Source organism: Herbidospora mongoliensis, assembly GCF_001570545.1.
Lineage (GTDB): Bacteria > Actinomycetota > Actinomycetes > Streptosporangiales > Streptosporangiaceae > Herbidospora > Herbidospora mongoliensis.
Map to the genome: position 1 here is coordinate 1 of NZ_BBXD01000009.1, position 26,186 is coordinate 26,186.

The 26,186-nt window shown below is 70.4% G+C and carries 7 protein-coding genes and 1 pseudogene; 6 read left to right on the forward strand and 2 right to left on the reverse strand.

Features of this window, described 5'->3' with window-relative positions; genetic code table 11:
• Positions 1-476: pseudogene (locus AW272_RS43985) on the forward strand (hypothetical protein); the annotation flags it as partial.
• Positions 477-1,117: 641 nt separating this feature from the next.
• Here AW272_RS43985 and AW272_RS04520 read toward each other — a convergent pair.
• Positions 1,118-1,315, reverse strand: coding sequence for an MbtH family protein (locus tag AW272_RS04520; RefSeq protein WP_066361245.1), 198 nt, complete (start codon positions 1,313-1,315; stop codon positions 1,118-1,120).
• A complete protein-coding gene (locus AW272_RS04525; protein ID WP_066361246.1) occupies positions 1,312-21,561 on the reverse strand; it encodes a non-ribosomal peptide synthetase in 20,250 nt (6,749 codons plus the stop codon). Before AW272_RS04525 ends, AW272_RS04520 begins: the two co-directional genes overlap by 4 nt.
• A 123-nt stretch (positions 21,562-21,684) precedes the next feature.
• On the opposite strand from AW272_RS04525, the gene AW272_RS04530 reads away from it, so the two are divergent.
• From AW272_RS04530 to AW272_RS04550, 5 genes are all read left to right on the forward strand, one after another.
• Positions 21,685-22,734 (forward strand): FecCD family ABC transporter permease, encoded by a 1,050-nt coding sequence (locus AW272_RS04530; RefSeq protein WP_245657191.1) that lies wholly within the window; start codon positions 21,685-21,687, stop codon positions 22,732-22,734.
• A 141-nt stretch (positions 22,735-22,875) separates the two neighbouring features.
• On the forward strand, positions 22,876-23,934 hold the full coding sequence (locus AW272_RS04535) for a FecCD family ABC transporter permease (RefSeq protein WP_174551793.1): 1,059 nt from the start codon (positions 22,876-22,878) through the stop codon (positions 23,932-23,934).
• Positions 23,935-23,940: 6 nt separating this feature from the next.
• Positions 23,941-24,747: an ABC transporter ATP-binding protein gene (locus AW272_RS04540; protein ID WP_174551794.1), complete on the forward strand. Its 807-nt coding sequence runs from the start codon at positions 23,941-23,943 to the stop codon at positions 24,745-24,747.
• A gap of 57 nt (positions 24,748-24,804) precedes the next feature.
• A complete protein-coding gene (locus AW272_RS04545; protein ID WP_066361248.1) occupies positions 24,805-25,344 on the forward strand; it encodes a hypothetical protein in 540 nt (179 codons plus the stop codon).
• Between the two features lie 188 nt (positions 25,345-25,532).
• Positions 25,533-26,096 (forward strand): hypothetical protein, encoded by a 564-nt coding sequence (locus AW272_RS04550; RefSeq protein ID WP_066361249.1) that lies wholly within the window; start codon positions 25,533-25,535, stop codon positions 26,094-26,096.
• The last annotated feature ends 90 nt before the right edge of the window (positions 26,097-26,186 follow it).

Here is a 26,186-nt window from a genome sequence, read left to right on the forward strand (position 1 = left end):
CTGGTGCTGCCCCGGCGGACGATCTGCTGCAGCTTCTGCCCTTCGGCGTCCATCAGTCTTCGTACTCTGACCGGTTCTCCCACCGCGCCTCCTCGCGCCAGCCGGACGTGTACGACACATCCAACCGACGCCAGCGGCTACACGCGAGACCGGTGAAGGTTTCCGGTCACAGCACTAGCGGCGAGACCACCAACCCACACCGCACCCAAGTCGGCGAAGCCATGGGCACCGACGGATTCGCCGCGCCCGAGTTGTACACCGACGCTCACAACGCCGGCCCTCAGGCAGACATTTATGCCGTTGGCCAAATCATCGGTTGGGCGATCACCGGATTCCGGCCTCAGCCCAATATCCCTCTGCTGCCCCCAGCGGACCCTGGCATCACGTCGTCAAAGCAGCGACTCGTCAGGAGCCGATGCGGCGACCCGCAAATGTCGATGTGTTGCTCGAGCTCATCGAGACAGAAATCCAGCTGAGCGAGCCAGAGAGCGGCGACCTCGCCCTGCGACTACGTGACGCCGCGCTCAGCGGAGATGACAGAGCGGCAGCGAGGCTCTTCGAATTCGCATCTCGCTCTTCAGGAGATCTCGATCTGTACAGGAAAGTGCTGCCCAAGCTCGGCCGAGATGCCACCCGGGCGGCGGTGTCGGCAGACCCTTCGTGCGCCGGCGAGGTGGTGCGCATCGCATCCAGTCAACTCGGCCAGGGCGACTGGCTCGATTATTCAACCGCGGAAGGCATCATCGTCTGGTTGCACTGGATCCAGAGGTGGGCAGCGGAAGCCCTCGGCTGGGACCTGCTCCAGGAAGCCTCCGTGGCCGTGTTCAAGTGGGACGCCCACTGGGATCAGTGGTCGGCGCAGGGACAGATCCGGAGATGGATGGAATCGCTGACCGGCGAAGCCGCCGCGGTCGTCGCCCGCGAGCTCCGCGCCAACCCTGGCGCCGCCCATCCCTATCGGGAACTCGCCGATAAGCGAGGCGTCGACGTGCACATCCGAAGCGCCGTCCAGACGCCCGAGACCTCGGTTCCGACATGTAGGCACGACTTCGCCACCTGTCGAGGCATGGCTGCCCGTGGCCGGGCCCGCTCAGGAGCCCGGCCTCTGTTTGATTCGTCAGCGCAGGCTGGCGGGCCGCATGTCCGTCCACGTCGTCTCGATGTGGTCGAGGCAGGACTGGCGGGCCGCCGGGCCGAAGCTCACCGTCCAGCCCGCGGGTACGTCGGCGAACTCGGGCCACAGGCTGTGCTGGCCCTCCTCGTTCACCAGGACGATGTACACGCCGTCAGGGTTCTCGAACGGGTTGCTGCTCATGCGGGGTTTCCCTTCTCGGTGAGCGCGTCGCGCCACTTGTCGGCCAGGTCGGGCGCCTCGGGGGCGCGGGTCCAGGTCGCGGTGAACACGCCGTCCATGGTGACGGCGTCGATGGTGTACGGGTGGGTCAGGGGGGCGTCCGGGTGGTCGGCCACCTCTTCTGCGGAGGCTGCGACGGTCCAGTCTCCCTCCTCGGCCGACGACCGGCCGAGGTAGTTCAGGAGGACCTCCGGTTCACCCTCGCCGTGGACGGTGATGCGGGTGAACCAGCCGACCGTGCGGGACAGGTCCCTCTCGCCGTCGCGGCCGTGGCCTTCGACCTCGATCGTGACGTCACGGCCGAAGGCCGCCCGCAGGGTCTCGACCAGCAGGGCATCGGTGACCTCGAAGGCGGGGACGGTGGTGACGGACTGAACCGCCTCGCCCACGGTGCCGTGGACACCCGTGAGCGGGAGGTCCTCCCCTGCCGAGGCCCACTGGCGGAACTGGACCGGGACCGGAGCCAGTTCCTCTCCGCGCCACAATGTGGCCAGGTCGTCGAGGATGACGCCCCAGGAGACCGCGTCGACGGCCAGGTGGTGGATGGACAACCTGAAGGTGTCGCCGAACCAGTCGACCTTCACCATGCGGCCGGAGCGCGGGTCCAGCTCGCCGACGGTGAAGTCGCCGATGTGGAGACCGTCGTCGGCCAGGTAGGAGCGGAGCATCGGGTGGTGGGCGGCCACCGCTCGCAGGAGTTCCGTCAGCCGCTCAGGCGTCAGGCCCGCCGGGGTTCTGATCACGGCCGACTGGCAGAACGACTCCATGTACGGCCGATCGACCAGGCGGCGCATGATCGGGGTCAGCGGGATGGCCTCCCGCCTGGCGACCGCCGCCAGCGCCGAGACGGTGCGGGATTCGAAGATCTGCCGGGCGGTGACCGTCCACCCCGAGAAGCGGGCCTGGGCGATGACGCGCATGGCCACCAGGCTGTCGCCGCCGAACGCGAAGAAGTCGTCCTCGACGCCGATGCCGGGGACGTTCAGCACCTCCGCGAACACCCTTAGCAGCGCGTGTTCGGCGGCGCCGACGGGCGGGCGGCTCTCCGACGGGGTCAGCGAGGGGGCTGGGAGGGCGGCCCGGTCGAGCTTGCCGTTCGCCAGGACCGGCAACCGGTCGAGCTCGACGAAGGCGCTGGGGACCATGTAGTCGGGGAGCTCACGGGAAGCCAGCTCCCGCAGGCCCTCCGCGGCGTCGACGACGTAGGCGATCAGTCTGCCGTCCCGCACCTGCACGGTCACCTGGGTGGCCCAGCGGCTCAGGACCGCCTCGATCTCGCCGGGTTCCACGCGGTGGCCGCGGACCTTGACCTGGTCGTCGGCGCGGCCCTGGTAGTCGAGTCTGCCGTCGGCGGTCCAGCGGGCCAGGTCGCCGGTACGGTACATGCGCTCCCCCGCCGTGAAGGGGTCGGCCACGAATCGTTCGGCGGTCAGGGCGGGGCGGTTGAGGTAGCCGCGTGCCAGGCCCGCGCCCGACAGGTAGAGCTCGCCCGTGACGCCGGGGGCGACGGGGCGCAGGCCCGCGTCCAGGACATACGCGCGGGTGTTGGCCACGGGGCGGCCGACCAGCGGGGTGTCGCTGTCGCCGGTGTGGGCCACCAAGGCGTCTACCGTGGCCTCGGTCGGGCCGTAGAGGTTGACGCCGTTGAGGTTGACGCCGTCGCGCATCCTCGACCACAGGCCGTCGGCCACCGCTTCGCCGCCGACGCCGACCAGTGACAGCGGGCCGTCGTCGACCAGGTCCGGCATCTGGGCCAGGAACGACGGGGTTACCTCGATGAAGTCGATCTCGTGCGTCCGGACGAAGCGCTCCAGCAGGACCGGGTCCCGGCGGGTCTCGTCGTCGGCCACGTACAAGGCGTGGCCGTCGATCAGCCACAGTTGCGGCTGCCAGGACGCGTCGAAGGAGAACGACCAGGCGTGGGCGACCCTCAGGTGACGGCGGCCCGTCGCGGCCTTCGTCCGGTCGTAGAGGTCGGCGCGGTGGCTGTGGAACAGGTTGGCGAGGCTGGCGTGGGTGACCACGACGCCCTTCGGGCGGCCGGTCGAGCCGGAGGTGTAGATGACGTAGGCGGGGTTGCGGGGGTCGTAGACGTCCGGAAGCGGGCCATCTCCGCTCAAGCCGGTCAAGCTGTCCAGGACCAGGACCGGAGACGCGTCGGCGAGCATGTCGGCGACGCGGGCCTCCGGCAGGTCGGGGTCGATCGGGAGGTAGGCCGCGCCCGATCGCAGGACGGCCAGGATGGCGATGATGTGGTCGGCCGTGCGCGGGAACGACAGGGCGACGATCTTCTCCGGGCCCGCGCCCCGCGCGACCAGCGCGGCGGCCACCGAGTCGACGGCTTCGGCGAGTTCGGCGAAGGTCCACGACCGGTCGCCCGCGACCAGCGCGAGCTCGCCCGGCGTCGCCGAGGCCTGGGCCGCGAACAGCTCGGGGATCGTGCCGCCGGTCGGCAGCTCCAGGCCCGTTCCCCGGTCGAGCAGCCAGCCGCGCTCCCCGGGGGCCAGGCCGTCGAGGGTGCCCACGATCGGGTCGTCGGCGACCCGGCTGAGGATCTCGACCAGGGCGTCGGTGACGCGTTCGGCCTCGGCCCTGTCGCCGTGGAACTCGGCGGTCAGGACCAGGCCCGCGGAGCCGGGCTCGATGGCCCAGGTCAGCGGGTAGTGCGTGGCGTCGTGGTGGGCGATCGGGGTGAAGCGGTCGTGGCCGCCGGCGTCCGGGTAGGACTCGAAGACCATCAGAGTGTCGAACAGGTCGCCCGTGCCGGCCGCCTTCTGGATCCCGGCCAGGCCCAGGTGCTGGTGCTCGATGAGCCCGGCCTGCTGGTCCTGGAGTCTCGTCAGGTACGACGTCATCCGCTCGCCCTCGCGCGGGGTGGCCCGCACGGGGACGGTCGTGATGAACAGGCCGACCATCGACTCCGAGCCCGGCATGTCGCGGCCGGAGACCGTCGCGCCGAAGACGACGTCGTCGCGGCCGGTGAGGCGGGCCAGCAGCAGGCCCCACGCGCCCTGCGCGACCGTGTTGAGCGTGAGGCCGTTGGCCCGCGCGTAAGCGGCCAGCTTGTCCGTGTCGGCAGCCGGCAGGTGTACCTCGTGGAGCTGCGGAGGTGCCGGGCGGTGCACTCCTGCTTCGAGCAGGGTCGGTTCGACGCCGTCAAGAGCCTCCGCCCATGCCGTCTGAGCAGCGGGAACGGACTGGCGGGCCAGCCACTCCAGGTGGTCGCGGAACGGGCGGGCCGCCGGCAGCGGACGGCCCTCGTAGAGGGCGGTGAACTCCGCCATCAGCGCTGGAAGCGACCAGCCGTCCAGGAGGACGTGCTGGTGGGAGAGGACCAGGCGGTTTCCGGCCAGCATCAGGCGCAGGAGAGGCGGCTCGGAGACCGGGAAGCGGCTGCGCTCGGCGGCCAGTTCGGCGTCGAGGTCCTCCGGGGCGATCTCCCGCCACGGCAACTCCACCCTTTCGGGGATCACCGCGACCGGGCGGCCCGAGGCCAGATGGGAGAAGCCCGCGCGCAGGTTCTCGTGCCGGTCGAGCAGGGCCTGACCGGCCATGCGAAGACGCGTGGCGTCGACCTCTCCTGCGATCTCGTACACGACCTGGACGGTGTAGACATCTTCGTCGTCGTAGGAGGCGTGGAAGAGCAGGCCGGCCTGCAACGGGGTCACCGGGAGGATCGGGTCGCCGAACTCGGCGCGCTCCTCCGGGGTGAAGAAGGTGACGGTCCGGTCGTCGGACTCCACCGAGGCGGCGGTGGCGGCGAGACCGCGTACCGAACGGTGTCTGAAGACGTCGCGCGGGGTCAGCGCGAGCCCTGCCTGCCGCGCCCGGCTGACCAGGCGCATCGCCACGATGCTGTCGCCGCCGAGGGCGAAGAAGTCGTCTTCCGCGCCGACCCGGTCGAGGCCGAGGACGTCGGCGAACACTCCGGCCAGGGTCTCCTCGCGCGGGGTCGCCGGGAGGGCGTCGCCCGCCTCGAAGGAGGGTTCGGGCAGGGCGGCCCGGTCGAGTTTGCCGCTCGTGGTCAGCGGCAGCGCGTCGAGGAACACGACGGCGGCCGGGACCATGTATTCGGGCAGCACCCTCGCCAGGTCCAGTTCACGGGGCTCGCCGACGACGTAGGCGACCAGGCGGTCGTCGCGGGCCACCACGACGTTGGCGCCGCCGATGGCCGCCTCGATCTCGCCGAGCTCGATGCGGAAGCCGCGGATCTTGACCTGGTGGTCGGTGCGGCCCAGGTAGGAGAGCGTGCCGTCACGGTTCCAGCGGGCCAGGTCGCCGGTACGGTACATGCGCTCCCCCGCGACGAACGGGTCGGCGGTGAACCGCTCGGCGGTCAGGCCGGGCCGGTCGAGGTAGCCGCGCGCGAGCTGCACACCTGCCAGGTAGAGATCTCCGGCGACGCCGGGCGGCACCGGCTGGAGCCAACGGTCGAGCACGTAGGTGCGGGTGTTCCAGATCGGGCGGCCGATCGTGACGTCGTCGCCTCGACGCACCTCTACCGCCGTGACGTCGACCGACGCCTCGGTGGGGCCGTAGAGGTTGTGCAGTTCGGCGTCGATCCGCTCGTGGAATCTCAACGCCAGGTCTGAGGGCAGCGCCTCGCCCGAGCAGAGCACCCGCTTCAGGCCGCGCACCTCGACATCGGGGAAGACGTCGGGGAAGACATCGAGGAACGCGCGCAGCATCGACGGCACGAAGTGGACCGTCGTCACGCCTTCCCGTTCGATGAGCTCGGCCAGGTAGGCCGGGTCGCGGTGGCCGTCAGGCCGGGCCACCACGAGCGCGGCTCCCGTGATGAGCGGCCAGAAGAACTCCCAGACCGAGACGTCGAAGCTCGCCGGGGTCTTCTGCAGGACGCGGTCCTCCGGGGTCAGGCCGTATTCGGCCTGCATCCACTGGAGGCGGTTCGCGATCCCCTCGTGCGGGACGACGACGCCCTTCGGGCGGCCGGTCGAGCCGGAGGTGTAGATCACGTAGGCCGGGCTCTGCGGAAGGTAGTTCGTCGGCAGGTCGCCATGCGGACCTGAAGGGAGCGGGCCGTCGATGACGAACACGGGGTTCGCCTCGGCCAGCATGAACCGCTTCCGCTCCTCCGGCAGGCCGGGGTCGAGCGGGAGGTAGGCGGCTCCGGCGCGCTGGATGGCGTACAGGGCCGTGACCAGCTCGATCGAGCGCGGGAGCGCCACGGCGACCGTGGTCTCCGGGCCCGCGCCCAGACCGGCCAGGACCTTGGCCGTCTCCTCGACGCGGGCGTCGAACTCGGCGTAGGTGAGGCGGGTGTCCTCGAACACCAGGGCCAACGCATCAGGCGTTTTCCGAACCTGGGAACGGAACAGTTCGGGGAGGGTGGCGGCCGGGATCTCGACGGTCGTGAAGGCCGGGGGCTCTTCGAGGTGGACGTCGAGGTGACGTACAAGAACGGAAGGGTCTTCGGCCACCTGGCGCAGGAGCCGCACGAGGCGGGCGGCGAGCAGGTCGGCGGTGGCCTGGTCGAAGAGGTCAGCGCTGTATTCGATCCAGCCCTCGATCTCACCGTCGCGCTCGATGAAGTCGACGCTCAGGTCGAACTTCGCGGTGTCCTGGTCCACCTCGACCTCGGTGACGGTGAGGCCGTCGAACGCGGGCGTTCCTGTCTGACCGGTCAGGTAGACGACCATGACCTGGAACAACGGGTGCCGGGCGAGCGACCTCGGCGGGTCGAGCACCTCGACGAGCCGCTCGAACGGCACGTCCTGGTGCTCGTAGGCGGCCAGCGCCGTGTGCCGCACCCGGCCGAGCAGCTCGGCGAAGGTCGGGTCGCCGGACAGGTCGGTGCGGAGCACCAGGGAGTTCACGAAGAATCCGACGAGGTCTTCCAGGCTCTCGTCGGTACGGCCCGAGATCGGCGTGCCGAGCGGGATGTCCTCCCCCGCTCCCATCCGGTTGAGCAGGGCCGCCACAGAGGCCTGGGCCAGCATGAACATGCTGACACCCTGCGCTCTGGCGACTTCCCGGAGACCCCCGAAGAGGTTGGTATCGAGGGTGAAGCCCGCCAGACCGCCCCGGAAGGAGCTCTCCAGCGGACGCGGCCGGTCGGCCGGCAGGGCCAGCTCGTCGGGCAGGTCTCGCAGGTTCTCCGCCCAGTAGCCGGTCTCACCTTCCGGCGCCCAGAGGGTGTAGTCGGCGTACTGGACCTTCAGCGGAGCCCAGTCCGGAGCCTCGCCGATCAACCTCGCGTTGTACGCAGTCGCCAGGTCGCGCCTGAACGGCGCGTCGGACCACTCGTCGGTGGCGATGTGGTGGATGACCAGCGTCAACACATCGTCATCGAGGTGGGCGCGGATCGGGATCTCGTGGTCGAGGGCGAACCCGGTCGTCACCGGGCCGTCGACCAGCGGGACCGTCACGTTCTGAAGGATGCGCTGGTAGGGCTCTCCGTCCTGGGTCGGGAAGACGGTTCGCAGGGCCTCATGCCGGGCGACCACGTCGTTCAGAGCGAGCCGCAACGCGTCGACGTCGAGCGAACCTTCGAGGCGCCAGGCCATCGTGATCGCATAGGCATCGCCGGAGTTGATCTGGTCCAGTAGCCACATGCGCCGCTGCGCGTAGGACAGCTTCGTGAACTCCGGCCGCTCCACCGCCTCCGGGCCCTTGCGGACCTCGGAGCCGAGCAGCCCGGCCAGCCGCGCCGGGGTCGGGGCGTCGAAGACCGCCCGCAGCGACACTTCGGCGCCCAGGACCGCGCGGATGCGGCTGACCAGGCGCATGCCCAGCAGTGAGTGGCCGCCGAAGGCGAAGAAGTCGTCGTCGGGGCCGACCTCCGTGCCGAGCACGTCGGCGAACACCGCGCACAGGACCTCCTCGCGGGCGTCCCGGGGGCGGTGCGACTCGGAGACCTTCCGCTCGGGGGCCGGGAGCGCCCGGCGGTCGAGCTTGCCGGCGACCGACTTCGGCAGGTTGTCCATCGCGACGAAGGCCGCCGGGACCATGTGCTCCGGCACCTGGGCCGCGACGTGCCGCCGCAGTTCCGTTTCCGTCGCGGTCGAGACGGTGTAGGCGACCAGCGTCTCGTCCCGGACGATCACCGCGACCTGGGTGACGGCCGGGTGCACGCGCAGGACCGCCTCGATCTCGCCGAGCTCGATCCGGAAGCCGCGCAGCTTGACCTGGTCGTCGGCCCGGCCGAGGAACTCGAGCGTGCCGTCGGGGCGCCACCGGGACAGGTCGCCCGTACGGTACATGCGCTCCCCCACTGCGAAGGGGTCGGCGGTGAAGCGTTCGGCGGTCAGGCCCGGCCGGTTGAGGTAGCCGCGCGCGAGGCCCGGCCCGGCCAGGTAGAGCTCGCCCGGCACGTTGGCGGGCTGGGGGCGGAGGCGGGCGTCCAGCACGTACACCCGGATGTTGGCGACCGGGGCCGCCCAGCCGTCGTGCCAGCCGTAGGCGTCGACCGCGCATTCGGTCGGGCCGTAGAGGTCGTGCACGACGAGGTCGGGCTGGTCGAGCAGACGCCGCCAGAGCTCCGGCGAGGTCGCCTCGCCGCCGACCGACAGGACCTTCGGCACGTACCTGTCGAGGAACCCGTGGTGCAGGAGTTCCCGCAGGTAGGTGGGGGTGAGGTCGACGTAGTCGAGTTGCTCGCGCTCGATCAGGGCGAGCAGCGCGGCCGGGTCGGTCATCGTCTGCTCGTCGACGACGTGCAGCTCGTGCCCGGCCAGCAGCCAGAGCAGCGGCTCCCACGAACCGTCGAAGCTGAACGACGCGGCGTGCAGGGCCTTGACCGGTTCACCGGAGACGAGGTCCTCACCGGCTCCGGCGACGAGGTTGGCGATGCCCCGATGGGTGCCGACGACGCCCTTGGGGGTGCCGGTCGAGCCGGAGGTGTAGATCACATAGGCCGCGCTGTCGGGGTGGACGTCGGCGAAGTCGGCGTCGCCGGTGACGTCATCGAGCGAGGCCAGGACGCAGACGGGCCCGGTGTCCGCGATCATGTACGCCAGCCGGTCGGCCGGATAGCCGCGATCGATCGGCAGGTAGGCCGCGCCCGAGGCCAGCACACCCAGGATCGCCGGCACCATCTCCGCCCGGGAGACCGCCAGGCCGACGACCTTCTCGGGTCCCGCGCCCTTGGCGATGACGTGGGCCGCCACCGCCCGGGCCGTCGCGGCCAGCTCGGCGAAGGTGTAGGTCCGGTCGGCGGTGACCAGAGCGGTGTGGTCGGGCCTGATCACCGCCAGCTCGCGGAGGATCGCCGGGATCGACGTGAAGGGGAACGGCCGGGGCTCGGTTTTGGGAGCGCCGTCACCGTCGAGCAGAACCGGCAGCTCGCTGACCTTCGTGTCGAGCTTGATGCCGTCGAGGAGCTTCAGCGCACGGGCCGCGATGTCAGTGGCGGTCCGCTCGGTGAAGCGGCCCTCGGCGTATTCGAGCAGCAGCGTCATGCGCGGGCCGTCGACAAAGGTGAAGTCGAGGTCGAACTTGGCCGTCTCGATCCGGGTGTCGATCCACTCGGTTTCGAGGCCGAGCACGTCGGGGTCGCCGCCGGGCCGGTAGTGGTAGCCCATCATGACCTGGAACAGCGGGTTGCGGCCGGGCACTCGGGGTGGGTTGAGGTCTTCGACGAGGCGCTCGAAGGGGAGGTCCTGGTGTGTGAAGGCGGCCAGGTCGGCCTCCTTCACCCGGTTCAGCAGCTCGCCGAACGTCGGGTCGCCGGACACGTCGGCCCGCAGGACGAGAGTGTTCACGAAGAACCCGACGAGGTCGTCGAGGCTCTCGTCGGTACGGCCCGCGATCGGCGCCCCGATCGGGATGTCGTCGCCCGCGCCCAGCCGGTGCAGCAGCGCCGCGACCGCCGCCTGGAGGACCATGAACACGCTGGTACCCGTGGCGGTGGCCAGGTCCCTGATGGCGTCGGCCGCCGGGATGTCCAGGCTGACGAAGCCCGAGGCGCCGTCGATGACGCGGGGGCCGTCGTGCGGGAGGGCGATCTCCTCGGGCAGGTCGTCGAGGCGGTCGCGCCAGAAGGCGAGCTGGCGGTCGCCCTCCTGGGCCAGCAGGCGGTCCTGCCAGAGGGTGTAGTCGGCGTACTGGACCTTGAGCGGCTCCCACTCCGGCTCCGTGTTGAGAAGACGGGCCCGGTAGGCCGTTTCCAGGTCGCGCAGGAACGGGCGGTCGGACCACTCGTCGGTGGCGATGTGGTGCAGGATCATCGCCACGACGTGCTCGTCGGGGCCGGTCCGCTCGACCGACACCCGGATGGGCGGCTCGTTCGCCAGGTCGAAGGGCCTGCGCGAGTCTTCGCCGAGGGTCACCCGCGGCTTCAGGTCGGTGACGACCTGGTAGGGCTCGCCGTCGATCTCCTCGATGACGGTTCGCAGCACCTCGTGGCGTCGCGCCACGTCGTTCAGGGCCTTTTCGAAGGCGGTCACGTCGAACGCGCCGCGCAGCTTCACGACCAGCGGGAAGTGGTAGGCGTCGCCGCCCGAGAGGCGTTCGGCCAGCCAGAGGCGTCGCTGGGCGGCCGAGGCGGGCACCCGCTCCGGACGAGGCCGGGCGGTCAGGGCCGGGCGGGACGGCCCGCTGCCGGCGACGCGTTCGGCGAGCAGGGCCGGGGTCGGGGCCTCGAACAGGTCCCTGATGGCGAGTTCGGCGCCGAGTTCGGCGCGGGCCCGGCTGACCACACGGGTGGCCAGCAGCGAGTGGCCGCCGAGTTCGAAGAACGCGTCCTCCGCCGTGATCTGCTCCAGGCCGAGGACCTCGGCGAAGATGCGGCAGAGCGTCTCCTCGACGGGCGTGCGCGGTGCGCGGCCTCCCCCGCTGCTGACGGGATCGGGGGAGGGGAGCGCGGTGACGTCGAGCTTGCCGTTGTCGTTCATCGGCAGCTTGGGCAGCACGACGAAGGAACTCGGCACCATGTAGTCGGGCAGTTCCCGCTTGACGTCCTCCCTGACCGCCGCGACCAGCGCGCTGGAGCGGCGGGCGTCGCCGGGGTCGTTCGCGAGGGGCACTCCCCCGGTCCTTGAGTAGACGCCCTCGATGGCGCGGGGGATCTCCGGCAGGAACACGGCTTCGAAGCGGCCCTGTTCGGCCGACCACGTGGTGATCGCCGGGCCGAAGCCGTGCAGGAATTCCACTTCGACGCCGCCCTCGACGATCCGGGCGTCGGGGATGCCGGTGACGCGGAGGGGCTCGCCGCCTTCGTAACCGGTGAAGTCGGGCCACGCGATCTCGCGAGCGTTTTCTACCGAAATTTCGGGACTTGAGGCGTGGAGCACCACGTCATAGCGGTACCGGGACAGCTCGTTGTGGAGGTGGCCCCGCTTGGTGCGCAGGTCGACCGGGTGGCCGAGACCCGCGAAGTAGTCGGGGTCGACCAGGAGTTCCTTCTCCAGCGCCAGGCTGCGGTCGACGTCGCCGCCCTTGACGGCCTGGATCGCCTCGTGGAAGTGGCGGTTCAGCCGCAGGTTCCGCACGTCGCCGACGAACAGCGCGCCACCCGGCTTGAGCAGCGCCATCGCGCCCTCGATGACCTCGGTCAGGTGGTCGAGGCTCGGGAAGTACTGGATGACGGAGTTGATGACGATCGTGTCGAAGAAGTCACGCGGCAGGCCGTCGGTGACGTTCGCGGCCTGGTGCCGGAGGGTGACCTTGGCGGCCAGCGCCGGGTCGCGCTCGAGGTCTTCGCCGATCTTGCGGATGACGGGGGCGGCGAAGTCGGTCGCCCAGTAGTTCTCGGCCTCCGGGGCGAGCTTCGAGAGCAGCAGGCCGGAGCCGACGCCGATCTCCAGGACGTTGACCGGCTGGAGCGAGCGGATGCGGTCGACGGTCGCCTCGCGCCATTCGCGCATGTGCTCCAGCGGGATCGGGGTGCCGTCGTAGGAGCTGTCCCAGCCGGCGAAGTCCTCGGTCCAGACGGCGGTGTCGATCTCCTCGTACTCGTCGGAGTAGATCTCCTGCCACTCGCCGATCTGGGCGCTCTCGCCGGCCTGCCGGTCCTCCGCCTGCTCGGGGGCCGGCACGAGGTAGGCCACGAGGCGGTCGTCGCGGACGAGAACCGCCGCCTGGGCCACCTGCGGGAGGCGCGTGAGCGCGCTCTCGACCTCGCCCGGCTCGATGCGGTAGCCGCGGATCTTCACCTGGTCGTCGGTCCGGCCGAGGAAGTCGAGGTTGCCGTCCGGCCTCTTACGGACGAGGTCACCCGTGCGGTACATGCGCTCACCCGGCAGCCCGAACGGGTCGGCGACGAAGCGCTCGGCGGTCAGGCCGCCCCGGCGCAGGTAACCACGCGCCAGACCGATGCCGGAGATGTAGAGCTCCCCCGCGACACCCTCGGGGACCGGCCGCAGCCAGCCGTCGAGGATGTGCGCCCGGGTCCCCCGGATGGGGGTGCCGACGGTCGGGGTGTCGCTGTCGTGGGTGCCGCCGCCGAGCGTGTTGATCGTGTATTCGGTCGGGCCGTAGAGGTTGTAGCCGTAGGTGCCCTCGGTGTCGCGCAGCACCGACCACACGTGGTCGGACACGGCCTCGCCGCCGAGCAGCACCAGCGGCGGCCGGTGGCCTTCGAGCAGCCCTTCCTCGATCAGGACATGCGCGTAGGTGGGAGTGACGTTGACGACGTCGATCTTGTTGGTCTCGCAGTACGCGACCAGCGCGAGGGCGTCGCGGCGCAGTTCCTCGTCGCAGACGTGCACCTCATGGCCCTCGACCAGCCACAGGAGCTCCTCCCACGACATGTCGAACGCGAACGACACCGTGTGGGCGATCCGCAGCCGCCTGCCACCCGCCGACGCCACGGCCGGGTCGAAGATCTCGCTCTGGTGGTTGAGCTGCATGTTCGTCAGACCCCGATAAGGGGTGACGACGCCCTTCGGGCGGCCGGTCGAACCGGAGGTGTAGATGACGTAGGCGGGGTGCTCCAGGCTGAAGCTGAGGTTCACCGGGTCTGCGGAGAAGTTCTGGAGATCAGCCAGGTAGACCCGGGCGGTGTCGCCGGCGATGCGCGCCGAGACCTCGGGCGTGGTCACCAGGACGACCGGTCTGGCGTCGTCGAGCATGGCGGCCAGGCGGTCGTCGGGGTGGTCGAGCTCCAGCGGCAGGTACGCGGCGCCGGTCCTGAGCACGGCGAACAGCGCGGCCACCATGTCGATCGAACGGGGCAGGCCCAGCGCCACGACGGCTTCCGGTTCGGCGCCGTGCGCGATCAGCAGGCGGGCGATCCGGTTGATCTTCGCGTCGAGTTCGGCGTAGGTGACGGTGACGTCCCCGTAGACCAGCGCGGTGGCGTCGGGAGTTCTCGCAGCCTGCGTCGCCAGCAGGTCGGCGATGGTGTCGACCGGTTCCTCGACGCGATTCTCCTGAGGGTCGACGGTCTCGCTCGGGAGCGACGGGTCGAGGCGGCCGGCCGGACTGGTGAAGTCGGCCGCCAGCCGCGTGACGATCAGGGCGAACCGGTCGAGGAGGTCGGTGGCGTCCGCCTCGGGGACGAGGTCGGGGCGGTAGGCCAGGGTGACCCTGGTCGGGTCGCCCGGGGTGACGATCAGGTTGACCGGATAGTGGGTCGCGTCGACGTTGGCGACGGCGGTCGCGCCGTAGCGGTCGCGCAGGTCGGCGAGGCGATCGCGCGTGTCGCCGTCGCGCATGACGAACAGCGTGTCGAACAGCCTGCGGTGGCCGGTCTCGGCCTGGACGACGCCCAGACCGACCCACTCGTGCGGCATCAGCGCGAGGCGTTCGTCCTGGACCCGCCGCAGCAGCGCGCCGACCGGTTCGGCCGGGTCGAAGGCGATGCGGGCCGGGACGGTGTTGAGGAACAGGCCGATGACGTTCTCGACGTCGGGGACCTCGGAGGGACGTCCGGCGACGGTAGTACCGAACACGACGTCGGTGCGGCCGGTGACGCCGGCCAGCGTGAGACCCCAGGCCGTGGTGAACAGGGTGTTCAGCGTCAGGCCCTGGTTGCGGGCGACCTCGCGCAGCGTGCCGGGGAGGTCACGGTCGAGCTGCTCGGGGATGACCGGGTCGTGGTCGCCGGGGGCGAGCAGGGTCGGCTCGTCGAGACCCTTCAGCGCCCTGCGCCACGCGGCGGTCGCGACGGCGGTGTCCTGGGCGTCGAGCCAGGTCAGGTAGTCGCGGTAGCTGCCGGTCCCGAACTCGGCGGCCGGGTTCTCGTACAGGGAGAAGAGTCTGTCGAGGAACAGCCACGCCGACCAGCCGTCCCAGAGGAGCAGGTGGCGGCCGATGACCAGGCGGTCGCGGTCGGGGAGGCGGATCAGCAGGACCCGGAACAGGATCGGCTGGTCGAGGTCGAACCGCTTGAGGCGCTCGGCCTCCATGAGGGCGTCGAGGTCCTCGGGGTCGTCGTGCACCTCCAGCGGGATCTCGTAGTCGGTCGCGATGAACTGCACCGGCTGGCGCAGGCCGTCGCTGGTGAAGCCGGCCCGCAGACCCGGGGTCGAGTCGAGCAGCGCCTTGATGGCGTCGCGGAGCTTGCCGGCGTCGAGGCGGCGGTCGAGGTCGAAGGTCTCGTGGACGGTGTAGACGTCGAGTTCGTTCGCGTCGAAGTTCGAGTGGAAGAACAGGCCTTCCTGGAGCGGGGCCAGCGGCCAGACCTCCAGGTCGCCGAGCTTCCGGCGCTCCTCCTCGGTCAGTTCCAGTTCCGAGGTGGCGAGCGTGGTGGAGACCACGGCTTCTGCGGTCGCGGCCAGCGCCGCCGGGGTGCGGTGGTCGAAGACGTCACGGGGGCTCACGGCCAGACCGGCCGCGCGGGCCCGGCTGGAGACGCCGATCGAGCTGATGCTGTCGCCGCCGAGCAGGAAGAAGTCGTCGTCGGCGCCGACCTCGCCGAGCTTCAGCACCTCGGCGAAGATCGCGGTCAGCAGCTCCTCGCGCGGGTTCTCCGCCTCACGGGACTTCGTTCTCTGGGTGGACGGTGCGGGCAGGGCGTCGCGGTCGAGCTTCCCGCTGGGGGTCAGCGGAAGAGCCTCCATGATCATGTACGCCGCCGGGACCATGGCGGCCGGGAGCCGCTCGGTGACGGCCTCCCTGATCTTGTCCTCGGTGACGTCGCCGACCACATAGGCGACGAGGGCGTTCTCCCTGATGGTGACGGCCGCCCTGGTGACTCCGCCGACGGCCGCGAGGGCAGCTTCGACCTCGCCCAGCTCGATCCGGTTGCCGCGCAGTTTGACCTGGCGGTCGGTGCGGCCCAGGTAGTCGATCGTGCCGTCGGGGCGACGGGAGACGAGGTCGCCGGTGCGGTACATGCGCTCACCGGTGCCGAACGGGTCGGCGACGAAACGGCCGGCGGTCAGGCCGGGGCGTCCGTGGTAGCCGATGGCCAGCTGCACACCGGTCAGGTAGAGCTCGCCGGGGACGCCGTCCGGGACCGGCCGCAGGCAGGTGTCCAGGACCCTCAAGCCGGTGTTCCAGACAGGCCTGCCGATGGGGACCGTGACGTCGTTCTCTTCGGTCGTGTACGGGTGGTAGGTGACGTCGACGGCTGCTTCGGTGGGGCCGTAGAGGTTGTGGAGGGGGACACCGGTCAATTCGGTCCAGCGACGGGCGGCCTGGCCGGGGAGCGCTTCACCCGACGAGAACACCCGCTTCAGTGAACCCGCCCAGGCCGGGTCGGCGGTGATCTCCGGTGCGGCGAGGAACGCCTCCAGCATCGACGGGACGAAGTGCATCGTGGTGACGCGCTCTTCGGCGATGAGTTCGGCCAGGTAGGCCGGGTCGTGGTGGCCGTCGGGCTTGGCGAACACGTTGGCCGCGCCCTCGCAGAGCGCCCAGAAGAACTCCCAGACCGAGACGTCGAAGCTGGCGGGGGTCTTCTGGAGGATGCGGTCTTCACTGGTCAGCGGGTAAGCGCCCTGCATCCAGACGAGGCGGTTGACGATGGCCTCATGAGAGACGACCGCGCCCTTGGGACGGCCGGTGGAGCCAGAGGTGTAGATCAGGTAGGCGGGGTCGCCAGGACGGGCCGGGACCGTCGCGGTGGGGGCCGCGGTCGGGCGGCTTGCGCCGCCCGAAATTTCAACATTTAACTCCCGGCCCCGGATGACCGTCGCAGCGCCGCTGTCGGCCAGCATGTATTCGATGCGGTCGGCCGGATAACCCGTGTCGATCGGCAGGTAGGCCGCGCCCGACTTCAGCACCGCCAGCAGCGCGATCATGAGCTGCTCCGAACGCGACACCGCCACGGCGACGATGTCCCCGCGCCCGGCGTTCAGCCGCCGGGCCAGCTCGGTCGCACGGGCATCGAGTTCGGCGTAGGTGAGCTTGGTGGTGTCGTACACGACAGCGAGCGCGTGTGGAGTTCGGGCGACCTGGGCCGCGATGCGTTCGGTCAGGGTCGTCGGCTCGATGGCGACGGTTTCGCCCTGCTGCGGGCACACGTTCTCGGCCAGGTCGACGCGCGCCACCCGCTGGCCGGGGTCGGCGGCGATGGCGGTGAGCAGGCGGGCCAGCCGGTCGGCGACGCCCTCGGCGTCGGTACGCGGCACCCGCTGGTCGTGGAACTTCAGCCGCAGGTCGAGGCGGCGGCCCGGCTTGACGATCAGCGCGAGCGGATAGTGCACGGTGTCGTGGAACTCCGCGCCCGCGATGCGGACCCCGCCCGCCGCGAGGCCACTGCTGGACGGGTAGTTCTCGAACACGACGAGCGTGTCGAACAGCTCCCCGCCCCCCGCGCGCCCGGCGGCCCGCTGGACGGCGGCCAGCCCGAGGTGCTGGTGGTCGAGGAGGGCGGCCTGCTCGTCCTGGAGCGTGGTCAGCAGCTCGGCGAGCGTGGCCGAAGGGCTCCACCGGAAGCGGGTCGGCAGGGTGTTGATGAACAGGCCGACCATGTCCTCGATCCCGGCGACCTCGGCGTCGCGGCCGGACACGGTGGTGCCGAAGACGACGTCGTCGCGGCCCGTCGTGCGGCCGACGAGGAGTCCCCACGCGCCCTGGACGACCGTGCTCAGCGTCACCCCGAGCTGACGGGCCCGCGCGGTGAGCCGTTCGGTGACGTCCTCGGCGAGCTCGACCCGCACATGGGCCGGGACCACCGGGGCGGGCGGCGCGGCGATCATGCGGGTCGGCTCGTCGATGCCTTGGAGGGCGTCCGCCCAGGCGGCCCGCGCGCTCTCGCGGTCGCGCCCGGCGAGACTGCGCAGGAACTCCCGGTACGGGGTGACGGCCGGCAGCGCGTCGCCCGCGTAGAGCGCCAGCAGCTCACGGTGCAGCACCGGCAGCGACCAGCCGTCGGCGACGATGTGGTGGAACGTGAGGACCAGCTTCCGGCCGTCGATCAGCGCGCAGCGCAGCAGCGGCCCATCGGCCAGGTCGAACGGGCGGGCCCGCTCCTCGGCGGTGACGTCGTGCGCGGCCTCCCGCCACGGCAGCCCGACCTCGCGCAGGATGACCTGCACGGGGCGGCCGTCGGCCCCCGGGCGGAAGATCGCCCGCAACGGCGCGTGCCGCGCGACCAGCCTCTCCGCCGCGAGGCGCAGCCTCTCGGGGTCGACGTCACCGTCGAGCTCGACGACCTGCTGGACCACGTAGGCGTCGTGGTCGTCGGCGAGCGAGTGGAAGTAGAACCCCTCCTGGAGGGGGCTGAGCGGGAGCAGCTCCTCGACGTCGAGACCGGTGGTGTCGGCTCCTTCGGGGATCTCCAGCTTCTTCGCGGTATCGGTGGACAGATCGGCCACGACGCCGACCAGCTCGGCGACGGTCCGGTGCCGGAAGACGTCCCGGGAGGTCAGCCGCAGCCCGGCGGCGCGAGCGCCCGCGAGCACCCGGATGGCGGTGATGCTGTCGCCGCCCAGGGCGAAGAAGTCGTCGTCGATCGTCACACCGGCCACGCCGAGCGCTTCGGCGAACAGGGCGCAGAGGAGTTCTTCGCGGGGGTCGCGCGGGGCGCGCCCGGAACTGAGGGCGGCGTAGTCGGGGGCGGGGAGCGCGGCGGCGTCGATCTTGCCGCTGGTGTTGACGGGGAGCTTGTCGAGCGGGGTGAAGGCGGCCGGGACCATGTAGTCGGGCAGGAACTCGGCGGCGTGCGACCGCAGGATCCGCATGAGCGCCAGCACATCCCGGAAGGGGGCGGGGCGGTTGGCGAGCGGAAACTCGCCGGTCGGGCGGTAAGCGGCGGTGCGAATACCGGCAATCACGCCAAAACCGTTGTCCGCGTCATCATCGGCAGCCGGGCGGACGCCTACCCCGATGCCAAGTCCTTGGCCGGTGCTGGTTTCCGCGCCAAGTGCTGCATTGTTCTCTGCTTCGTCACTGGTTTCCAGGCGGGTGAAGATCGCGTCGAGGGAGCCGTCGTCTGCCTGACCATCCCAGGTGACGACGACCTGGAAGCCCTGGGCTTCGGCGAGGGCGTGGAGGTCTTCGGGGTCGACGCCCTCGGCGGCGGCCGGGCGGCTGGTGTCGTCGATGGCGTACAGAGCGGTGAGGTCGTGGGTCAGGCGGGCGTTCGGGATGCCCGTCACGCGAAGATTGTCGGTGATGGTGAAGTCGGGGCCCGACCAGCGGATCACCTGTTCGGTCGCCGACTGCGGAATCCCCGGTCGCAGGACGACGTCGTAGCGGTAGCGGGACAGTTCGTTGTGCGCACGGGCGCGCTTCACCTGGATGTCGGCGGTGAAGCCGTCGAGGGTGGCGAAGAAGTCGGGGTCGAGGAGGAGTTCGCCCTCCCAGAGCACCGAGCGGTCGGTCGCCGCCTGGATCGCCTGCTTGTCGTCGGGGTGGCGGCGGGTCTCCACGGCGGCCCGCAGCGTGCGGAGGAGGCGGAGATTACGTACATCACCGATGAAGACCGCACCACCGGGGGCGAGCAACGTCCCGGCCTGGCGGATGACCCGCTCCAGGTAGTCGGCGTCGGGGAAGTACTGCGCGACCGAGTTCACCACGACGACGTCGAAGAAGCCCTCGGGCAGCCCGGTGACGTCGTCGGCGGGCTGGGCGCTGAGGCGCACCTTGTCGTGCAACGCGGGGTCGAGGCGGTCGTGAAGGGCGCGGATGGCCTCTTCGGACAGGTCCGTCGCCCAGTAGGTGTCGCAGGAGGGCGCGACGCGGGACAGGATGAGGCCGCTGCCCGCGCCGATCTCCAGGACCTTCTTCGGTGCCAGCGCTTCGATGCGCGCGACGGTGGCGTCACGCCATTCGCGCATCTCCTCCAGGGGGATCGGGAGACCGTCGTACATGCTGTTCCACCCGGCGAAGCCGTCGCCTGCCGAGGCGGAGTAGAGCAGTTCGTGCAGGTCCTTCCACTCCTCGACGCTCGCCCCCTCCTCCAGGGACGGCACGATGTAGGCGGCCAGCCGCCGGTCGCCCGGACGGTCCTCCCGCACCACGACGGCGGCCTGCTCGACGGCGGGGTGGGCCCGCAGGACCGACTCGATCTCGCCGGGCTCGATGCGGAAACCGCGGATCTTGACCTGGGAGTCGACTCGGCCGAGGAACTCCAGACGGCCGTCGGACCGCCATCTGACCAGGTCACCGGTGCGGTACAGCCGCTCCCCCGGCCCGCCGAACGGGTCGGCGACGAACCGCTCGGCGGTGAGCGACGGGCGGCCGAGGTAGCCGCGCGCCAGGCCCTCACCGGCGAGATACAGCTCACCCGGCACCCCCGCAGGAACCGGCTTCAGCCGGTCGTCGAGGACATAGGCCCTCGTGCCCGGGTCGGGGATGCCGATCGGCACGATGGAGCCAAGCGCGATGTCGGGGTCGCAGAGGCCAAGCGTGGAGTTGGTGGTCGCCTCGGTCGGGCCGTAGGCGTTGAACATCATCCGGCCGCGCGCGTAGCGGCTGACCAGCTCGGGCGAGACGCGCTCGGTGCCGGCGAGCAGCGTCGCCGGGGGCAGCGTGACCTCGGCGGGCATCGCGTCGAGCAGCGCGGGTGGCAGGATCATGAAGGTGATCCCGTTGGCGTGCGCGTAGTCGGCCAGCGGCCGTCCGGGCACCCGTCGTTCCGAGGGAACCACCACGAGGCGGCCACCGGAGAGCAGCCCGAGGCACAGGTCCCAGAAGGCCACATCGAACGACGGCGAGGCGAACTGCAGCACCCGGCTGTGCGTCCCGATCCCGAACCGCTCGACCTGGGTGGCGACCAGCTTGGCGACCCCGGCGTGGGAGAGAACGACGCCCTTGGGCTTGCCGGTGGATCCCGACGTGTAGATGACGTAGGCGGCGTTCTCCGTGCGCAGCGAGGTCACCGGATCGGTGGCCGGCCTGTTCTCCAGTTCCTGTACGACCTCAGCCGCGTCCAGCACGAAACTGCCCGGCTCTGCGGTCTCGGTGGTGGTGACCATGCAGACCGGCTTGGCGTCCTGGAGCATGTAGGCGACGCGGTCCGGCGGGTAGTCGGTGTCGACCGGCAGGTAGGCCGCGCCCGACTTGAGCACCGCGACCTCGGCGACGATCAGGTCCAGCGACCTCGGGACGGCGAGCGCGACGACCTTCTCCGGGCCGGCGCCCCGCGCGATGAGGGCGTGCGCGATGCGGTTGGCGCGCTCGTCGAGCTGGGCGTAGGTGAGGGACTCGTCCTCGAAGACCAGCGCGGTCTCATTCGGGCGCGCGGCGACCTGGTCGGCGAACATGGCAGGCCACGTACGCAGTGGCACGGCGTGCGTGGTCTGGTTCCAGCCGTCGAGGATGTGCGTCCTCTCGGCGGCGGGGAGGAGCTCGAGGTCGGCGATGGGCGTGCCGGGGTGGGCCAGCGCGTCGGAGAGCAGGGCGGTGAGGTGCGCGACATCACCGGGGCCGTCGAAGACGACGTCACCGTCGTCGAAGGTCACCCTGAGCGTGGCCTGGCCGGCGTCAGCCGCACTCCCCGCGGTGTCGGACACCGGATTCACCTCGGGCAGCCTGGTCGCGGAAGCCTCGCGGGTCGGCCACGGGGCCACCGTGACGGCCACCTCGGGAAGCTCCTCCGGACACCCGTGGGCCCGAGCCTCTTCCAGGGTGGCGGTCACGCTGCGTACAAGATCTTCGAAAGAGGCCGACGGGGTGACCGCCAGGCGGAGCGGGAGGGTGTCGTACCCGATCAGTAAGTCGGTCGTGCCGCTGTAGCGATGCAGCAGGGCCGCGACGGCGGCCAGCCCCGTCGCCTCCGGCACGGCCGGGATCGGCCGTCGCCCGCGCCGGGATCCGGGCGGGAAGGCGGTGTCCACCGGGAGAGTGAGCCGCTGAGGAAGAGGGGTCAGGCGCTGGCGCCAGAAAGCCGCCGACTGATCGATAGCGGACACGAAAGACCGAGCCTCCCAAACCGTAAACACCACTACTAAGGTAAGCATTACCTAAGTTCTCGGGAAAGGATACCTAAACCCGGACGCTAGAGTTAAGGGCTGCCTAACCTAAGATGAGGATTCGTGGCGATCGGTTCAGTTACTCCCAGTAAGTCACCCCCCGGGGTCCGGCCGGCGCTGCTGCTGACCCTGCTGGTCGCCCTGCTCGTCCTCGTCTGCCTGCTGTCCCTCGCGCTCGGCGCCCTGGCGGTCCCGCTCGATCAGGTCGTCGCCGCCCTCACGGGAGGCGACGTCTCGTCGAACGTCGAGAACGTCGTCTGGTCGGTCCGCGGCCCCCGCACCGCCATCGGCCTGACCACCGGCGTCGCCATCGGCCTCGGCGGCACCCTGATGCAGGCCCTCACCCGCAACCCGCTCGCCGACCCGGGCCTGCTCGGCGTCAGCGCCGGCGCGTCGTTCGGCATCGTCGTCTCGATCGTGGCCTTCGGCATCTCGACCCTGTACGGCTTCATCTGGTTCGCCCTGCTGGGCGCGGCGGCGGCCAGCGTCATCGTGTTCGTGCTGGGCCGGATGGGCCGCTCGGGCCTGACCCCGGTGAAACTCGCGCTGGCCGGCATCGCCGTGACCTCGTTCCTGGGCTCGGTCACCAGCGCGATGGTCCTCATGGACGTCGAGGCGCTCGACCGCTACCGCTTCTGGTCGGCGGGCTCACTGGCCGGTCTGAACGGCGACGTGGCCGTCCAGATCCTCCCGTTCGTGGTGATCGGCGCCGCCCTCGCCTTCGCGTCGGCGCCCGCCCTGAACAGCCTCGCCCTCGGCGACGACGTGGCCACCTCACTGGGCCGCAACCTGGCCCTGGTGAGAACCCAGGGCGTGATCGCCATCATGCTGCTGACCGGCGCCGCCGTCGCCGCGATCGGCCCGGTCGTCTTCATCGGCCTGATCGTGCCGCACGTGGCCCGCGCCCTGGCCCAGTCGGCCGGCCTCGGCCCCGACCACCGCTGGCTGCTCCCGCTGTCGGCGCTGATCGCCCCGACGCTGCTAATCCTGGCCGACATCCTCGGCCGGCTGATCGCCAAACCGACCGAGGTGCAGGCGGGCGTGCTGATCGCCTTCCTGGGCGGACCGTTCTTCATCATGCTGGTCCGCCGCCGCAAACTGGCGGAGGTCTGACGTGAACGCTCTCCAGCGGCTGCGGCCTCACGAGGCAACAGGCGCCTTCCCACACCGCCGGACATTCGGAAAAGGAACCGCCACCCCTCTCACCGATCTAGTGGAGACCGCCGGTTCCCGGCGCAGCGGAGGTCTGACGTGGTGACGAAAACCGTCGAGCCGAAGAGCGGGGCGCACTTCCGGCTTGGTGTGGTGCCCCTCTCCGGACGCCTGCGCCCCCGCCTCATCACCGTCTGTGCCGCTCTGGCCGTCGCCACGTTCCTCGTGGTCGCCTGGTCGGTGTCGCTCGGGGACTTCCCGATCACCTTCACCGAGGCCATGCGCGCCGTCGTCGGCATCGGCGACCCCGGCACGCTGCTGATCGTGCAGGAGCTCCGGCTCCCCCGTGCCGTCGTCGGCGTCCTGGTCGGGTTCTCGTTCGGCCTGTCCGGGGCGATCTTCCAGACCATGACGCGCAACCCGCTGGCCAGCCCCGACATGATCGGCTTCACCCAGGGCGCCGGCCTGGCCGTCGTCGCCGGGATCGTCCTCGGCTGGACCGGTTCGGTCAGCACGCAGATCCTCGGCCTGGCCGGCACGTTCGTCATGGCCGTTCTCGTCTACCTGCTGGCCTGGCGGCGCGGCACCACCGGCTACCGCATCATCCTGGTCGGCATCGGCCTCCAGTGGATGGCCCTGTCCGCCACCGACTATCTGATCGCCCGCGGCATGCAGTTCCAGGCGCACGCCGCCCTCGGCTGGCTCACCGGCAACCTCAACGGCCGCGACTGGTCCCAGGCGCTCCCGCTGGCGATCACGATGGCTGTCCTGGTCCCCGCCGCCCTCACACTCGGCCGCCTGACCCGCACCCTCCAGCTCGGCGACGACGTCGCCATCGGCCTCGGCACGCGGGTCCAGTCGGTCCGGCTCGCCCTGCTCGTCACCGGCGTCGGTCTGGTCGCCTTCGGCACGGCCGCCGGCGGCCCCATCGCCTTCGTCGCCCTGGCCGGTCCCCAGATCGCCCAGCGCCTGGCCGGCACCGCCTGGCCTCCCCCGCTGGCGGCGGGCCTGACCGGCGCGCTGTTCGTGGTCGGCTCGGACTTCGCCGCCGCCAGGCTGTTCCCGATGGAACTGCCGGTCGGCATCGTCACCGGCGTACTCGGCGCCCCGATTCTGCTCTGGCTGCTCATCCGCGCCAACCGCGCCGGCTCAGGAGGATGACCCCCCGTGACCCTTCACCCGATCCCCGAACTCCAGGCCGGCGGCCTTCAACTCGCGTACGACCAGCGGATCGTCGTCGACGACCTCGACGTCAAGGTGCCCCCGGGCCGCATCACGGCCATCGTCGGCGCGAACGCGTGCGGGAAGTCGACCCTGCTGCGAGCGCTGGCGCGGCTGCTCGCCCCCCGCAAGGGAGCGGTGCAGCTCGACGGACGGGCGCTGCACTCCATCCCTTCGCGCGAACTGGCCCGACAGCTGGGAATCCTGCCGCAGGGGCCGGTGGCGCCCGAGGGACTGACCGTGCTCGACCTCGTCACGCGCGGGCGCTCCCCGCACCAGACGTGGTGGCGGCAGTGGTCGAAGGCGGATGAGGTGGCCGTACACGACGCTCTCGCGGCGACGGGGATCGCCGACCTGGCGGGACGGGCCGTGGACGAGCTGTCAGGCGGCCAGCGCCAGCGGGCGTGGATCGCGATGGCGGTCGCGCAGGGGACGCCGGTCCTGCTGCTGGACGAGCCCACGACCTACCTGGACCTGGCTCACCAGATCGACGTGTTGGACCTGATCCATGACCTCAACCGCAACGAGGGCCGCACGATCGTCATGGTCCTGCACGATCTGAACCAGGCCTGCCGGTACGCCGACCACGTGATCGCCATGAAGAACGGGCGCATCGTGGCCGAAGGAGACCCCGCCGACGTGATCACGGCGGCGAACGTCGAGGAGGTCTTCGACCTCCGATGCCAGGTGACGACCGACCCGGTGAGCGGGACGCCCCTGGTCATCCCGATGGGCCGCCACCACACGGCGTAACCGCTCTCCACCGTGGGTATAGCTACCCAAATGCCTCCAAAGCGGCGGGTGGGTTGGATGAGCGACAAGAGCGGCTTAGAGGAGTACCAGGAGGCTCTCGCACGGGCGAACGCCGACCGGAGGGACGCGTCCACATCGACGCCTCACCGCCCGCGCGGCATCGCCCTCGGGCTCCTGGGTCTGGTCGTGCTGGCACTGAGCCTGGGCGTCGTCTTCTACGACTGGTACAGACAGGCCAACGACATTCCCGCGTCGGGGACGATCGTCGCGATCCAGAACCGGGATCTCGACGTGACCTTCATGGACGCGTCAGGCGTGCGCCTGACCGCCCATGTCTTCAAGTACGCGCGGGAGCCGCTCCCGCAGGTCGGGGAGCAGCGGGACATTCTCTACCTTGAGGGCCTGAACAGCGACGGGACCGTCTCCGCATGGGACCCGAAGGCTCCCCCGATGTCACCGATCGTCTGGTTCATCGCCGTCGCCGGCCTCGGCGTTCTCGCCGCGGGGGTGCTCGAATTCTCCGGCCGCGCTCCTTGGCGGTATGCCGTGTGGCTGGACGAACGATCGGTCGGAACATCTCCAGGCGGAGACCAGTAATATTTCATTCTTAAAATGTCGGATTTGATGGCGATAGGCTGAAAATGTTCGATCGCCAGTTCGATTGGCATGCGCTAATTTCCTTGCCATGCCCTCACTTGAGCACGAGGCTCCCCTAGAGCTCATTCGGGATTCTCCCTCCATCGTCACCCGATTCCTGGACGAATTGGGGGTCCCGCCCCCGCGACGTGGTCTTCGCCCCCGACCGGAACACGGCCCGGCGCTATTCGGCGCCCATTCCCGTCGGCCATCCCGGCTTCATCCTGAAACCCTTGGTGATCGGCCCCGACGCCGTCCCTGTGATCACCGACATCGAGGCCGCCCGCGCCTCACCCGAGCTGGCCATGCTCTCCGCGGCCATCCACGGGAAAGAGAACGTGGCCGTACTGGAAGCGGCGGTCCACGCCGCGAACCTGATCGATCCCCAGAAGAGCGTCGTGTATTTTGAATACCTGGCCGAGCGCCTGCCCGAGGCCATGAAGAGGGAGCTGGAGACTCTCATGACGATGATCACACCGGAGCGCCACACCATCGTCGCGACCGAGAACTTCGCCGCCGGCGAGAAGAAGGGCCGCACGGAAAGTCGCATCGAGGTGTCGAAAAGGTACCTTCTCCTCGCAATCGAGCAGCGTGATCTCACCTGCGATGAAGATCTCCGTGCACGGATAACGAGCTGCGAAGATGCCGACCTTCTCGATCGGTGGATGCAGCGCGCCCTTCTCGCCAAGAGCGTAGCCGAGATCCTCGCTTAGACGTCGGCAGCCCTTCCCGGGAACGGATGATCACGCAATCAAACAGCTCACCGTTTCCCGGGCGTAGTGCCCGAGCTGGATTCGCGCTCG

What these genes read in the sequence shown, in the direction of transcription:
- AW272_RS04520 (WP_066361245.1), bottom strand. Translation starts at nt 1,315, where the DNA reads ATGAGCAGCAACCCGTTCGAGAACCCTGACGGCGTGTACATCGTCCTG.
- AW272_RS04545 (WP_066361248.1), top strand. Translation starts at nt 24,805, where the DNA reads ATGAGCGACAAGAGCGGCTTAGAGGAGTACCAGGAGGCTCTCGCACGG.